Genomic DNA, 15,159 nt, shown 5'->3' on the forward strand with positions numbered 1-15,159 from the left:
ATCCGACGAGCGGTGCCGTCTCCTGAAAATTCGACACCACCAATTTGGCCGCTACGCAATTCGCGCACAGCCGATTCATTACAACGTCATCCAAGGGTGTGGGCGCTGTGTGGCGCAACGCCTGACCGGCGGTAGGTCAAGCCGCTCGATACCAGCTGGCAGCTTAGGGTTTTCACAAAGCGCGGCGCGGGCGAGAATCCGAGTCACTCCCGCCCGTGATTTTTTCGATGAATGCCAGCGATACCGTCGCACTGTCCCTGGACCAAGCCACCGCGCTGGTCGAACGTATCCTGCGCCATGCCGGCTTCGGCCCCGCGCATGTGCGCACCCTCACCGCCACGATCGTCGCGGGCGAACGCGACGGATGCGCGTCGCATGGGCTGTACCGGACCCTGGGATGCGTGGCGACGCTGCGCAACGGCAAAGTCGTGGGCGATGCCGAGCCGGTCGTGCACGATCAGGCGCCCGGCATCGTCCGCGTCGATGCATGCGGTGGCTTCTCGCTGCTGGCGTTCGAGCGCGGCCTGCCGGCGCTGATCGAAAAGGCGCGCAGCAATGGGCTGGCGGCGCTGGCGATCAACCATTGCGTGCATTTCTCCGCGCTGTGGCCGGAAGTCGAACGCATCACCGAGGCCGGGCTGGTCGCGCTGATCTGCAATCCCAGCCATGCCTGGGTCACGCCGGCCGGCGGCCATACGCCCTTGCTGGGAACCAACCCGCTCGCGTTCGGCTGGCCGCGCGTGGACGCGCTTCCCTTCGTGTTCGATTTCGCCACCAGCGCGGTGGCACGCGGCGAGATCGAATTGCACCGCCGCGCCGGCCTGCCGATTCCCGAAGGCTGGGGCGTGGACGCCGAAGGCAAGCCGAGCACCGATCCGACCGTGGTCGCCGGCGGCGGTGGCGCGATGCTGACCTTCGGCGGACACAAGGGATCCGCACTGTCGGCGATGATCGAACTGATCGCCGGGCCGCTGATCGGCGATCTCACCAGCGCCGAATCGCTGGCGCACGACGCCGGCGCCGGCGCCTCGCCCTACCATGGCGAATTGATCCTGGCGCTGGACCCGGTGCGCTTCCTCGGCGCGGAGTGGGCCACGCACATGGCACGCGCCGAAACCTTCTTCGCCGCCTACCAGGACACCGGTGCGCGACTGCCCTCGCAACGCCGCTATCAGGCGCGCGCACGCAGCCTTCGCGAGGGCGTGCGGATTCCACGCGACCTGCATCGGGACCTGCTGAAGTTGCTGGAGTAAGCCGATGCAGCTCGGCGGCGGTACGAGCATCTCGCCCCACCCCACCCCGCCCCACCTCACCTCACAGCTGCGCAGGCGACCAGGCACCGCGCCAATCGATCCAAAGCCCTGGCCGTCCAGCGTCAACGGCGACCAGGCATCACGCCGATCGATGGGATTGCCGGGACTGCAGCGGTCGCCGATCTACCGGCAGTCTTGCACTCATCAAACCAGTAGTAGGCGCCGTCACGTTCGCGCAGCAGGCCAGCGCCATGAACGCTGACGCTACACCCTGAAACTCTTGCCAAAGCTCCCCACGGCGGATCTGCTCGGCACCGGCGGCAGCCATGAACAGGCTGCCGCCGACATCGCGCATCACTACATCGAAGCGTCAGCAGACGCCAATCGGAAACGGCATCTGCAACGCCCTGGTTCGGACTGACCGAACGCAGGCTTAGAACTTCACCGTCGCCCGCGCCCAGTAGTAGCGGCCGAGCAGATCGTAGGTGGCCACGTCCGTGTTGGCGTTGGTGACGTTGTTGGCGTAGTACAGCGGCGGCTGCTTGTCGGCCAGGTTGTCCACGCCCAGCTCGAGGCGGGTGTGCCAGGGCTTGACGTTATAGCCGACCTGCACGTTGTGATACACGTACGAACCGATGCCGCGCACCACGGCGGCCTGGTCGGCGTCGGCCGACAGCCCCTGCCGCGTATCGGCACTGCCGATCTCGGTGCTGCCGATGTAGCGGATGCGCCACGATGCGCTCCAGTCGCCCAGGTTCCAGCTCAGCGTGCCCAGCCCGCGCCAGCGCGGGAAATTGCCGTAGGCGTAGGTGTACTTGCCGGCGTTGTGGATGGTGACGGTGCTGGCGTCGGTGGTATCCGGGTTGATGTCGTAGCGGATCACGTAGGTGCCGTTGAGGCTGGCGTTGAAGCTGCCCCACGCGGTGTCCGGCAGGCGGTAGTTGAGGCTGAAATCGGCGCCGCTGGCCCACAGCTTGCCGAGGTTCACGGTCGGCTCGGCGATGTAGTTGATGGTGCCGTTGTCGTTGCGGTGGATCAGCGCGCAGAACGCGCTGGACGCATTGGCGTAGCACTGGTTGAGCACGGTCTGCGCCGACACCTGGGTGATGGTGTCCTGCAGGTTGATCTTCCACAGGTCCGCGCTCATCGACAGGCCGTCCAGCCAGCCCGGATCGTAGACCACGCCGAAGTCGTAGGACTTGCCGGTCTCCGGCTTGAGCTGGTAGCCGGCCACCACCGCGCCGGACGCCTTGGCGCCGACCTGGTTGTCGGCCTGCTGGTAGCTGCCGTCGGTGGGCACGTTGGCGCAGGCCGCGGCATGGCCACCGGTGTAGCCGTTGCACGGATCGTTGACCGACGGCGAATCGCCGGCCACGCCGGCGTACAGCTCGTTGATGTTCGGCGCGCGGAACACCTGCGACACGGTGCCGCGCAGCAGCAGGTTCTCGATCGGACGGTATTCCAGCGAGACCTTGCTGTTGGTCTTGCTGCCGACGGTGTCGTAGTCGGAGAAGCGGCTGCCCACGGTCAGGTTCAGCGAATGCACCAGCGGCAGGTCGGCCAGCAGCGGGAACAGCGCCTCGGCATAGGCCTCCTTGACGCTGAAGCTGCCGCCTAGCACGGTGGCGCAGAATTCGATCACCCCGCACATGCCGTTCTCGTCGCCGGTCCACAGCGCATCGGCCGAAGTGGAGGTGCTTTCCTTGCGGTAGGAGACGCCCGCCGCCAGGCTCACCGTGCCGGCCGGCAGGTCGAACAGGTTGCCGTTGGCGTTGGCCTCGAACTGCTTGACCGTGTAGACGCTGGTGACGATCGGGTTGACCACCAGCGCTTCCAGCGCGGCCTTGTTGCTCTCGCTGTTGAGGTTGAACACGTCGATCGGGGTACAGCCGGCGATCACCGCGCCGGCGCTGCCGCACTTGACCGTGCCGTCGCTGTCCAGGAACGAGGGACCCACCGCGGCGTTGAAGCCGGCGTAGTCGAGGAAGCCGTAGTTGATCGACTTCTGCTTGACCTTGCCGTAGTTGACGCTGGCGTCCCACTGCCAGGAACTGTCGCCGAAGCTGCCGCGCAGGCCGGGATTGATCTGGAAATTGTAGGTGTTGTACTCGTAGCGGCGGTTGCCCAGCACCGTGGCGCGGGTGTTGAAGCTGTTGTACGACGTACCGGTGCTGCGGTCGGTGCCGAAATTGACCCCGAACGGGTTGTAGTAGCTGTCGGCCGAGACCAGGAAGTTGTCGCCGTTGGCGAAGATCGGGATCGGCGCGATGATCGAGGACGAGGTGGTCTTGCTGAAGTAGGTGTTGACGTAGCCTTCCAGGTGATCGTTGAAGCGGAAGCTGCCGAGCACGAAGGCGTTGGTGCGTTCCTGCGGGGTCTGCAGCAGGTTGTACGGTTGGTAGTTGTAGGAGTCGGTGGAGGCGACGTAGCAGTGGTACTGGCTGGCATTGGTCGGGCTGCTGCTGCCGCCGTTGAAGGTGACCCGCGAACAGCCGTTGCTCGCCGCCAGCGCCTTGGACTGGGCGGAACCTTCGTCGAAGCTGATGCTGCCGGTCGGCGTGGCCGAGGAGCCCTGCTTCACCGGCACCCCGTCGATCAGCGACAGCGCATCCTTGGAATAGCTGCGCTCGCCGGCCGAGACCGGATCGATGTTGTGGTAGGACAGCCCGGCGACGATGCTGCCGCGCTCGCTGGTCTTGCCGGCGGTCAGCGAGAAGTTGCGGCGGTTGCCGTCGCTGCGCGAGCTGGTGCCGAAGTCGGTGGTGCCCTCGATGCCGTCGAAGCCCTTGCGCAGGATGAAGTTGACCACGCCGCCGATCGCGTCCGAGCCGTACACCGCCGAGGCGCCGTCGCTGAGCACCTCCACGCGCTCGATCATCGTCGCCGGGATCGCGTTGACGTCGTTGCTGGCCAGGCGCGTGCCGTTGACCAGGATCAGCGTGCGCTTCTCGCCCAGGCCGCGCAGCGAGATGGTCGAGGCGCCGGTGCCGCCGCCGTTGTTGGTATTGGGGTTGGTCGCGTTGCCGGCGATCGACGGCAGTTCCTGCACCAGATCGCCGAGCGTGGCCTTGCCGGTCGCCTCGATCTGCGCGCGGTTGATCGTCACCACCGGATTGGCGGTCTCGGTATCGACCCGGCGCAGGCGCGAGCCGGTGACCACGATGCTGTCCAGGGTCTGGGTCTTGCCGTCGTCCGCGCTCGCCTCCTGGGCCAGCGCCGACCAGGAGGTGCCCAGCGACAAGGCGGCGACCACGGCCAGTGCCAGCGGCTGCGGCACCGGTGCGCGGCGATGGGAAGGATGGGGTGCGTGCGGAAACGACATGGAGATCTCCTGAGCGATGGCGACACGTGGCGTAAGCAAAAACGGTGGGCCGAACGGGTCCGCGCCGGCTTGCGCCAACGGCGGAACATGCGATGAGGACGCCGCTGCAACAGCGGCGCCGGTGATACGCATCCTGCGCCGCGGCTTGACAAGGCCGGACGCAATCGCGGGGATGCTTGCTGTCCTTCGCACGCTGCACGTGCGCAGATCCCCGGTCCTGCGGTGGGTGGCGAAGGGCGGTGGCGGATCCTGTCCCGCGCACCGGCCGCTGGCCGGAAAGCAAAAAGTCATCACGTTTTAACGATGCAATCACAATGTGCCCGTAACCACGGCCCGCGTCTTGTCGCAATTAGCGGTTCTGCATGCGGAATAACGCATGGTCGCGACACGGCGGCGCGATCGGGCAGCCCACGGGCATGCATGCCTGTTGCTTTCGGTTCAGCCAGGGAGCCGGTGCATGCCGGCGTCGCGCTACGTGGAACTCGGCACAACGCGTGTCGTTCCGTGGCGATGGATGTCATCCATTGCAAAACCGCGCCACGCGCGCAACACGCAGGCAGGCGCGCAGGCAGGACGGACCGCGCCGGTACTGGCGCGTCGTTGCCTTCCCGTCGAACTCAATGCGGGTGCGCGATCGGCGGCGACAGCCGCAACAACACCACGCCATGCGCCGCGACCTGCACGTCGCGCAGCTGGCCGGCGGGATGGCTGCCGCCGCGCCACAGATCGCGCCAACGGCGTCCGCGCAGCGCGGTGCCGGCATCCTCCGCCGTCAGCGCCACACGATGCGATTGCGCATCGCGATTGAACACGCCGAGCGCGACGCCGCCATCGGCCAGCGGCTTGCGCCAGATCTCGATCGCGCCGTCCTTGCGCACCGCCCTGCCCTGCACGCCCAGCGCATCCTGGTCGATCGCCAGCACGTCGCGGTTGCGCAGCAGCGCCAGCGTCGCCGGCGTCATCTGCCGCAGGTCGTTGCCGAGCAGCAACGGCGCCGCCGACAGCGCCCACAGCGCCAGGTGCGTGCGGTACTCGTCCGCGCTCATGCCGCCGTTGCCGATCTCGAGCATGTCCGGATCGTTCCAGCCGCCAGGCCCGGCGTCGGCGGGATCGCCGTTGCGGTCGAAACCGATCGAGGCCATCTTCGCGTAGGTGTCCTCGATGTCGCCGGTGGTGCGCCACAGATGGCCGCCGACCTCGCGCCCCCACTGGCCGACATGGTCGCGGCCGTACTGGCACAGGCTGTAGACGATCGGCCGTCCGCTCGCGCGCAGCGCCTGGCCCATCTGCAGGTAGGCGCGGCGCACCTGTTGCGGTTCGCGGAAGATGCCCTCGCCCGAGCACAGGTCGTACTTGACGTAGTCGACGCCCCAGCCGGCCCAGGTGCGCGCGTCCTGTTCGACGTGGCCGTAGCTGCCGATGTAGCCGGCGCAGGTCTTGGGACCGGGCGAGCTGTACAGGCCCAGCTTCAGCCCCTTGCCGTGCACGTAGTCGGCCAGCGCGCGCATGTCGGGAAAACGCGCGTTCGGCTGCAGTACGCCGTCGCGGTCGCGCTGGCCCTGCCAGCCATCGTCGATGTTGACGTAGACGTAACCGGCATCGCGCAATCCGGAGGCGACCATCGCATCGGCGATGCGGCGCACGGTGGCGTCGTCGATGTGTTCGGCGAAGCGGTTCCAGCTGCTCCAACCCAGCGGCGGGGTCTTCGCCAGGCCGTCGACCGGCAGTGCGGCATAGGCCGGCAGCGGCGCGACCGGGAACGCCAGCCGTGCCGCATCGGCCTCGCTGCCGCGGCTCGCGCGTACGTCCACCTGCTCGTCCCAGATGCGGCCGGCCACGTGCAGCTGGCCGTGCTCCAGGGTCGCGGTCCACGGCTGCGCCGGCAGCCGCGGATTGCCGTTGTCGATCTGGAAATGGGCCACGTCGCCGTCGATGCGCAGTTGCTGCATCGGCACGTCGCCATACCAATCGGTGGTGATGCTGCCCTGCGCGTGGCCGTCGCGCTGGACGATGCGCAGGTAACGCGGACCGGGAAACGACGGCCCCTGCGCGATCACCCAGATGCCGTGCAGCGGGCTGGCCGGCGCCATCGCCGCGGCCGGCGGCGGCGCGTGCGCGCAGCTGCCGCAGCCAGCCACGGCGAGTGCGAGCAGGCCGCGCCACAGCCAGCGGCGGGCGGGAAAAGCGAAGCGCGAGCGTGACGCCATCGATGGTTCCTTTCAGGGCGCGACGCCAGCGCCGCCTGCGTGCGTTGCCGCAGCCGTCATGCGCGCGCGGCCGGGATCAACCAACCGCCGAACAGCGGCCCGGCGGTATCGCCGTGTTGCGGCTCGATGCGGAAGGTCAGCTGCCTGGCGCCGGTCAGCGCCGACGGCAACGCGTAATCGCGATCGACGAAGTCGATGACCTGGCTGCGGTCCACCTGCACTTCCACCGCCAGCTTGCCGTCGATCAGGATGTTGAAGCGGCCCTTGTCGCTGCCCCAGAAACGCAGGCGCAACGCCAGCGGCTGCGCGCTGCCTTTCATCTGGAACTCGACGAAGCCCTTGCCGCGCACGTCGCGGCATTGCTGGCGGCGGTAGGCGCCGCCGAAGGACGTATCGCTGCGCAGCTTGTGCGCCTGTTCGGAAGCCTCGTCGCCGAACTGGATCATGTCCACCGCGGTGGCCTGCAGCGCGGCGCGCGCGGCCTGCGGGCGCGCGCGCCGCGCCGCTTCCTGCGCCCATTGCGCCGGCGCCATGCGCTTGAAGTACAGCGCGCTGCGGCGTTCGTACTGCGCGTAGAACGGCACGAAGGTCAGCCCCGGCGGCTGCGTGGCGGCGGCCAGGAAATGCCCGGGCTGCGGCAATTCGGCGAATCCTGCCAAGGGATCGGCCGCGGCCACCAGCGCCGGGTCCGGCGCATCGTAGGGATCGGCGACCGGGCCCAGATCGGCGGCCAGCGCCAGCGGACCGCGCATCACCACCACCGTGTCGGCATCGCCGGCGGCATGCTCCAGGCGCAGCGGCATCGCCAGCTCCAGTTCGATCACATCGCCGCTGCGCCATTGCCGCTCCAGCGCCAGGTAGCCGTCGGCGGACGTGCCGCGCTGAGCCTTGCCGTTGACGCGCAGCGTGTAGCCGCCCTGGCACCAGGCCGGCAGCCGCAGCAGCAGGCGGCGCGGCGTGCGTGCGCCGGCGCGGCGCAGTTGCAACCGCACCTTGCCGTTGTCCGGCACGCCGCTGTCCAGCTCCAGCGCCAGATCGCGCTCGGGCCAATCCAGGGTCGAGGGGATGTACAGGTTGACGTAGAGCGAGGCCGCGTCCTGCCAATAGATCGAGTCGCCGAACTGCGCGTGCGCCTCCATGCCGCTGCCGACGCAGCACCAGAACGAATCGAACTTGTCGGAGAAGCCGCGCTCGCCGCCGCTGATCATCGGCGTCATGTAGGTGAACATGCCGGTGGCCGGATGCTGCGCGGCCATGGTGTGGTTGTGCAGGGTGCGCTCGTAGTAGTCGAAATAGCGCGCCTGCGGCGTCCACTGGTACAGGTGCCGGGTCAGCTTGAGCATGTTGTAGCTGTTGCAGTGCTCGCAGGTCTGCTCGGTCAGGAACGCGGCGATGGTGTCCGGTTCCTGGAAATACTCGCGGTCGGCATTGCCGCCGATCGCGTAGCTGTAGTGGCCGGTCACCGTTTCCCAGAAGAAACGCGCCGCCGCTGCCGCGTCGGCATCGCCGGCGACCTCGAACTGGCGTGCCTCGCCGATGAACTTGGGCACCTGGGTATTGGCATGGATGTGCGGCAGCTCGTCGCGGCCGGCCGCGGCCGGATCGATCACCTTCTCGTGCCGCAGACGCTTGCCCAGCGCGACCCAGCGCTGATCGCCGGTGCGCGCGCCCAGTTCGATGTAGGACTCGTTGAGGCCGCCGAACTCGGTGTCCAGCAGGGTCTGCATCTGCGCGTGGTCGAGCGCGTCGAACACCCCGCCCAGATAGCCGGCCAGCGGCAGCAGCACCTGCAGCGCCTGCGCGCTGCCGGCCAGTTCGTGCGCATCGAGCAGGCCGGCGAACAGTTTGTGCACCGTGTACAGCGGCGACCAGCTGCCGTTGAGATTGAACTTGCTGCCCTTGATGACGCCGCGGCGCACCTCTTCGAACACCACCTTGCCGTTGTCGATGGCGCCCTTGTCGTTCTTGCGGGTAAGCCCGCCGACGTAGCCGTCCGCGTCCTTGGCCTGCGCACGCGCCAACTCGGCGACGATGTAGTCGATGCGCTGGCGCAGCACCGCATCGCGGGTCTGCGCATGCATCTTGGCCAGCGCGCTGAGGTAGTGGCCGAGCGTGTGCCCGGCGATGGTGTCGCCCTCCCAGCCGCCGTAGACCTCGCCCTTGGGCGGCAGGCCGGCGTACTGCAGGAAGTTGTGCAGCAGGCGGTCCGGTTCCAGTTCCAGCAGATAGCGGCGGTTGGTCTGCAGCGAATCCAGGAACAGCGACGGCTTGAGCGTGACCTGCTTGAGCGGCAGCGCCTGCACGGCACCGGCGCTGGACGCGGCGGCATCCAGCGGGAAACGCAGCAATCCCGCGGCCACGGCCAATGCGCTCCATTGCAGGAAACGGCGCCGCGATGGATCCAGCGCCGCCGCCGCGTCCGCGGACGCGGTGTGCGCGCAGTGCGCCGTATGGACATGTCCGGAGCGCGCGCTCATCGGGCACCGCGCGAATGGATGACCACGGGGAACCCAGGGGAAAGGCGAGACGGCATTGCTTGCTCCTTTGCGCTTGGCGGCGGCAGGCGCGGACCCGACCGCGGCCACGAACGGGCGGCCTGTCGCCACTGTGTCATCGATACGTCATCGCGTCTTGTCGCCACGGCTGCGCGAACATGCGGATTTGTGCCGAATCGCGCCCGCCGCTCACAGCGCCAGGCGGATCCCGCCGTAGTACATACGCCCGATCACGTCGTACACGCCGGCGTGGTAGCCCAGCTCGAAGTTGGCGCCGCCCGCCTCCGCCCCCGGCACCCGCGGCGGCGCGCGATCGAACAGATTGCTGACCCCGCCGAACACTTCCAGCCCCGACTTGAGCCGGTAGTAGCCGGACACGTCGCTGTAGAACACGTTGCCGGTCCACACCTTCTGGTAGTCGGTATCGGTGATCTCGGTGCTGTTGCGCATCTTGGAGAAGTGGCGCAGCGACCAGGTCGCGCCGGCATGCGCATTGGACCAGGTGCCGCGCAGCACGCCCTTCCAGGACGGCGAGCCGAACACGCCGGCGAAGCGGGTGACGTCCTCGGGCTGGTCCGGATCCAGCGTGTAGTCCTGGCGGATCAGGTGCGTGTAGTTCAGGTCGAACGACAGCGCGCCGGCATTCTGGCCCCAACGCTCCGCCAGGTCGTAGCGGTATTGCGCGAAGAAGTCGACGCCGCGGGTCAGGTAGCGCGACAGGTTGAGCTTCTGGGTCACCACGTTGAGCAGGTTGCCGTCGGCGTCGCGGCTGACGAAGGAACAGAACTGGTTGTCCAGGGTCGGCGCGTCCACACACTTGTTGATGATGGTCTGCGCCGGGAACGAATCGATCGCGCCGCGCAGGTCGATGTTGTAGTAGTCCACCGACAGCGAGAAATCCTTCAGGAAACGCGGACGCAGCACGATGCCGACGGTGCGGGTCTTGGCGGTCTCGTTGGCCAGGTCCAGGTTGCCCTTGGTGATGATGTCGCGGTACAGCCAGTAGGTGCTCTTGTCCGACGGATTGAGCTGCGCGCAGTTGGCCGCGGTGTACTGGCTGCGGTCGGTGCGGTAGCGCTGGTTGTAGGTGTTGCACGGGTCGGTGATCCACATGCCGCCGATGCTGCTGGCGGTGTACAGCTCGCCGATGTTGGGCGCGCGCACCGCCTTGCCGTAGGTGCCGCGCAGGGTGATGTCCTGGATCGGCGCCCAGTCGATGCCGAACTTGTTGGTGACCGTGCGGCCGGCGGTGTTGTAGTCGGACACGCGCACCGCCGCGTCCACGCCCAGGCGCTGCGCGAACAGCCTGTCGGCCAGTAGCGGCAGATGCAGTTCGCTGTAGAGTTCCTTGACGTCGTACTGCCCGACCAGCGGCAGCTGGGTGGTGCCCAGGCTGGCGTCGTAGGCCGGATTGGCCGGATCGTACTGGGCGATCGCGCCGATGTCGTTGCGCTCCTTGCGGTACTCGCCGCCGAACGCGATCTGCGCTTCGCCGCCAGGCAGGTCGAACATGCCGCCGGAGGCATAGGCCGACAGCACCTGTTGGGTCATGGTGGTGGTGGCCCAGTCCGAGGTGTAGCGCAGGTAGCCGATCTCCTGCGCGGTCAGGCGCTTGAACGGGTTCAACGGCACGCAGCCGTTGCCCGGGTCGGTGAGCGTGCTGCGGCAGATCGCGCTGCCGTCGGCGGCGGTGGTGGAATCCACCGCCAGGTAATAACGCGTGTAGGCCACCGTATCGATGTCGCGGTTGCGCTGCTCGGTGCGGCCGTAGGAGTAGTACGCGCTGTAGTTCCAGGCGCGGCCGCCCAGGCTGAAGTCGCCTTCCAGGCCGACCACGCCCTGCAGCAGCTGGCGCCGGTACTGGCTGCCGCCCTGCCCCAGTTCGTCGTCGAAATGCCGCGCGAAGTAGACCCCGTCGGTGATCGTGCCGCCGTTGGCCGCGCGCATCTCGTCGGTGATGAACGGGCTGTCGGCCGGCACCGCCTCGCTGCCGAACGCGCTCAACGCGCGCCACGCCGATTGCGAGGTGGTACGCGAATAGCCGACGTTGGCGAAGAAGCGCAGGCTGTCGCTGAAATCGAAGTTGAGCGTGGCGCGGCTGGCGAAGCGATCCGACGGTACCGCCAGGTACCACGAGTCGTAGCGGCCGCCGTACTCGCCGCCGTCGGTGAGCAGGCTGCCCAGTGCGGTGGACGGATCGGCCAGGCTCACCGGCACGCTGTTGACGTAACCGCCCGGGCCTAGCACCGGCGCACGCAGCTGGCCATCGGCGGTCATCGCATAGTGGCGGCCGCCGAGGATCAGCTGCGCGTCCTCGGCGTTGTTGATGTTGCGGTTGTTGTCGGAGATCCAGTAGCGCTGGTTGCGGTTGTTGCGCGTGTACATCGGGTAGCCGGTGGCGGTCCACGGACGGTCCTGGCCGGACACCGAATCGGGCTCGCGCTCGTAGAAACCGTAGACGGTCACGTTGCCGCGGTTGTCGGCGAAGTTGTGCCCGAACAGCGCATCGACGCTGTTGCTGCGCATATCGCCGCGGCTGGAGATGCCATAGCGCGCGCTGGCGTCCAGGCCCTGGAAATCCTTCTTCAGGATGAAATTGGCCACGCCGGTGACCGCGTCGGCGCCGTACAGCGCCGAGGCGCCGCCGGTGATGACTTCCACCCGTTCGACCAGGCTGGAAGGAATATTGCTCACGTCCACCGCCGAGGTGCCCGGGATCGCCGGCACCTGGCGGCGGCCGTCGACCAGCACCAGGGTGCGCTGGGTCCCCATGCCGCGCAGGTCCAGTGCGTTGATGCCGGGATTGCCGGCCAGGTTGCTGGTCTGGCTGGTCTGGGTCAGGGCCAGGCTCGGCAGCTGATTGACCACATCGGCGATCTCGGTATAGCCGGCCGCGCGGATCTGCTCGGCGCCGATCACGGTCAGCGGCGTGGGGCCGTCCAGCGCGTCGTTGCGACGGATGCGCGAACCGGTGACGACCACGCTGTCCAGGGTCTTGGCGTCGGCGGCGCTGTCGCTGCCGTCGGCGGCCGCGGTGGCGCTGTCGCGCACGGTGGTCGCCTCCTGCGCCGCCGCCGGCAGCGCGGCGAGCAGCGCCATGCCGATCGCGGCGCACAGCAGCGTGCGCCCGTGTCCGCGTCGATCGCGACAGGCGGAGGCCGGAAATGGGGAAGGCAAACGAACGTCGCGCATGGACTGTCTCTCGGTTGAGCGGCCTTCACGCAAATCCAGGCCGCACGACGCCGTGCTCTCGCTGCGCATGGCAGCGAGAACCCGCATCGATCGATGGAGGCCGTGCATCCCCGCACGGCGCAGAATGCGGTGCGCGTGTCGCGCATCGGAACACCGTTGCGCGTCTTCGCGCCCCAGAAAGAACCCGTTGCGCGTCGCTACGCACCGCAACTGCAGAGTTTCACGCCGGCAGGGTCAGCGTCTTGTGGAAAAACGTCGCCTTTGACGTGGAAATTTGTCGATATGTTGCGATGTGTCGCAGACGCCGCCACATGCCGCGCGCCAGCTCGCGCGGGCACGCGCGCAACCCTCAGTGCGCGACCGGCGCCGATGCCGCCGCCTGCCGATTCCAGTCCGGCGTCGACGCCTGCTGCAGCCAGCGCACGAAGAAGTCCGCCAAGCGGCGCCGGCCGTAGTCGCCGCCGGCGCCGTGGTCGCCGCCCGGCACCACCAGCAGATCGAAATCCTTGCCGGCCTTGATCAGCCGATCGGCGACCTGGAAGGTGCTGGCCGGATCGACGTTGTGGTCCATGTCGCCGGTCACCAGCAGCAGATGCCCCTGCAGGCGCGCGGCGTTGTCGACATTGGACGAGGCCGAATACCACGGCCCGACCGGCCAGCCCATCCATTGCTCGTTCCACCAGATCTTGTCCATGCGGTTGTCGTGGCAGCCGGAATTGGACACCGCGGCGACGTAGAACTCCGGATGGAACAGCAGCGCGCCGAGCGCGCTCTGGCCGCCGGCGGAGGTGCCGTAGATGCCCACGCCCTGCTCGATCGCGTACCACGGGTACTGCGCCGCCACGGCGCGGTGCCAGGCGATGCGATCGGGGAACCCGGCGTCCTTGAGGTTGCGCCAGGCCACGTCGTGGAATGCGCGCGAACGGTTGTTGGTGCCCATGCCGTCGATCTGCGCCACGGCGAAGCCGAGCGCGGTCAGCGCCGGCACGCGCGCGCTGAAGGTCTTGGGCACGAACGAGCCGTGCGGCCCGGCATAGATGTTCTCGACCACGCGGTAGCGCTGCCCGTCGGCTTGCGCCTGCGGCCGATGGATCACGCCCCAGATCTCGGTCTTGCCGTCGCGGCCGGGTGCGTGGAACGGCAACGGCGGCAGCCAGCCGGCCGCGCGCAGCCGGCTCAGGTCGGTGCGCTCGACCTGCCGCACCAGCGCGCCGTCGTCGCTGCGGCGCAGTTCCAGCACCGGGCCCAGGTCCACCCGCGAATACAGGTCGAGCAGCCAGCGTCCGTCGGGCGACAGCACGACCTCGTGGTCGGCCTGCGCCGGGGTCAGCGCGGTCAGCCCGCTGCCATCCACGCCGATGCGATAGGCGTGACGGTAGTAGGGATCCTCGCCGGGCGTCATGCCCGAGGCGATGAAGTAGATCTGCTGCGCGGCCTCGTCGACGCGCTCGACCTTGCGCACCACCCACTCGCCGCGCGTGACCTGGCGCGGAGCGCCGCCGCTGCGCGTGTCGTACAGGTACAGCTGCTCCCAACCGTCGCGCTCGGAGGCCCACAGGGTGCGCGCGCCATCGGCGAAATCGTGGCGATAGCGTTTGCCGCCGCCCTCGTGGGTACCGCTGAGATCGGAATACTCGATGAAGGTCGGCGAGGTTTCCTCGATCAGCGTGCGTGCCTGCGCGCTGCGTCCATCCGCCTCGATCACCCGGTAGCGCTGGTGGCCGCGTTCGTTGTACTCGAAGGTGAAGCCGCTGCCGTCGCTGCGCCACTGCGGCCAGCTCAGCGCGAACGCATTCGGGAACAGCGTTGCCGGCACCGCCTTCGCCTGCCGCGAGGCCAGATCGAACAGCACCGGCTGCAGCACCGGCAGCGGATCGCCGGGCTTGGCGTAGATCTGCTCGTGCAGCTTGGGCTGCAACTGGTCCGGCGGCGCCGACTCGATGTAATGCACCGTGCGCAACGGCGCCGGTTTGACCCGGTAGGCGACCAGCCGGCTCGAATCCGGCGACCAGGCGAAACTATCCGCGGCGTAGTACTCGGCGATGCTGCCGTCATGGCTGAGCGCGACCGGGCTGCCGCCAGCGGCCGGCACGACCACCACGTTGCCGGCCTCGACCCAGGCCCGCCACTTGCCGTCCGGCGACGCCTGCGCATACGCCGGGCCCTGCTTGAGCGGGATGCTCATGTCGTAGGAATCGGGCGGCAACGCGCCCATCTCGGTGCGCGTGCAGCGGTACTGCGGCAGATCGCACTGCCAGCGCACGCGATAGCTCTCGAAGACCAATCGGTGCGCGTCCAGCTTCACCTCGTACAGCTGCAACGCCGCCGCATCGACCGGCTTGCCGCTGGCCGCGGACATCGCCGCCGCCAGCCGCGCGTGATCGAAGGCAGGTTCGTTGCGGCCGTCAGCGACCGCGACCCGGCGGTACTCGATCGCCGGTGCGGCGCCGCTGCGCGCCAACGAACGCCGATACAGGAAATGCCCGGCGTCCAGCCACACCGGCTGCGACGGCTGGCGGTCGACCAGCGCCTCGTAGCGTTGGCTCAACGCCTGCGCGCGCTGATAGTCGTCCGCGCTCGGCGCGGCCAGCGCGCATGGCGCCAGTACAGCCAATACGAACAGCAATGCGCCCGGTGCGGCGACGCGCCGCCCGTTTCGATCCGTCTTCATCCGTCGACCACCTGGTGCA

The 15,159-nt window shown here is 68.3% G+C and carries 6 protein-coding genes; 1 reads left to right on the forward strand and 5 read right to left on the reverse strand.

Annotated elements, in window-relative coordinates:
- The first annotated feature begins 227 nt into the window (after positions 1-227).
- Entirely contained in the window at positions 228-1,253 is a 1,026-nt protein-coding gene (locus H9658_RS05710; RefSeq protein ID WP_191824670.1) for an Ldh family oxidoreductase, read from the forward strand.
- Positions 1,254-1,686: 433 nt separating this feature from the next.
- Here H9658_RS05710 and H9658_RS05715 read toward each other — a convergent pair whose 3' ends face one another.
- From H9658_RS05715 to H9658_RS05735, 5 genes are all read right to left on the reverse strand, one after another.
- Positions 1,687-4,575, reverse strand: coding sequence for a TonB-dependent receptor (locus H9658_RS05715; protein ID WP_179563896.1), 2,889 nt, complete (start codon positions 4,573-4,575; stop codon positions 1,687-1,689).
- 617 nt (positions 4,576-5,192) lie between these two features.
- Positions 5,193-6,782 (reverse strand): glycoside hydrolase family 27 protein, encoded by a 1,590-nt coding sequence (locus tag H9658_RS05720; protein ID WP_191824671.1) that lies wholly within the window; start codon positions 6,780-6,782, stop codon positions 5,193-5,195.
- Between the two features lie 56 nt (positions 6,783-6,838).
- Positions 6,839-9,259, reverse strand: coding sequence for a glycoside hydrolase family 127 protein (locus H9658_RS05725; RefSeq protein ID WP_191824672.1), 2,421 nt, complete (start codon positions 9,257-9,259; stop codon positions 6,839-6,841).
- A 207-nt stretch (positions 9,260-9,466) separates the two neighbouring features.
- Entirely contained in the window at positions 9,467-12,376 is a 2,910-nt protein-coding gene (locus tag H9658_RS05730) for a TonB-dependent receptor plug domain-containing protein (protein ID WP_225209784.1), read from the reverse strand.
- 442 nt (positions 12,377-12,818) lie between these two features.
- Entirely contained in the window at positions 12,819-15,140 is a 2,322-nt protein-coding gene (locus H9658_RS05735; RefSeq protein ID WP_191824673.1) for a S9 family peptidase, read from the reverse strand.
- Positions 15,141-15,159 lie beyond the last annotated feature (19 nt).

It is taken from the genome of Xanthomonas bonasiae (assembly GCF_014836395.1).
GTDB lineage: Bacteria > Pseudomonadota > Gammaproteobacteria > Xanthomonadales > Xanthomonadaceae > Xanthomonas_A > Xanthomonas_A bonasiae.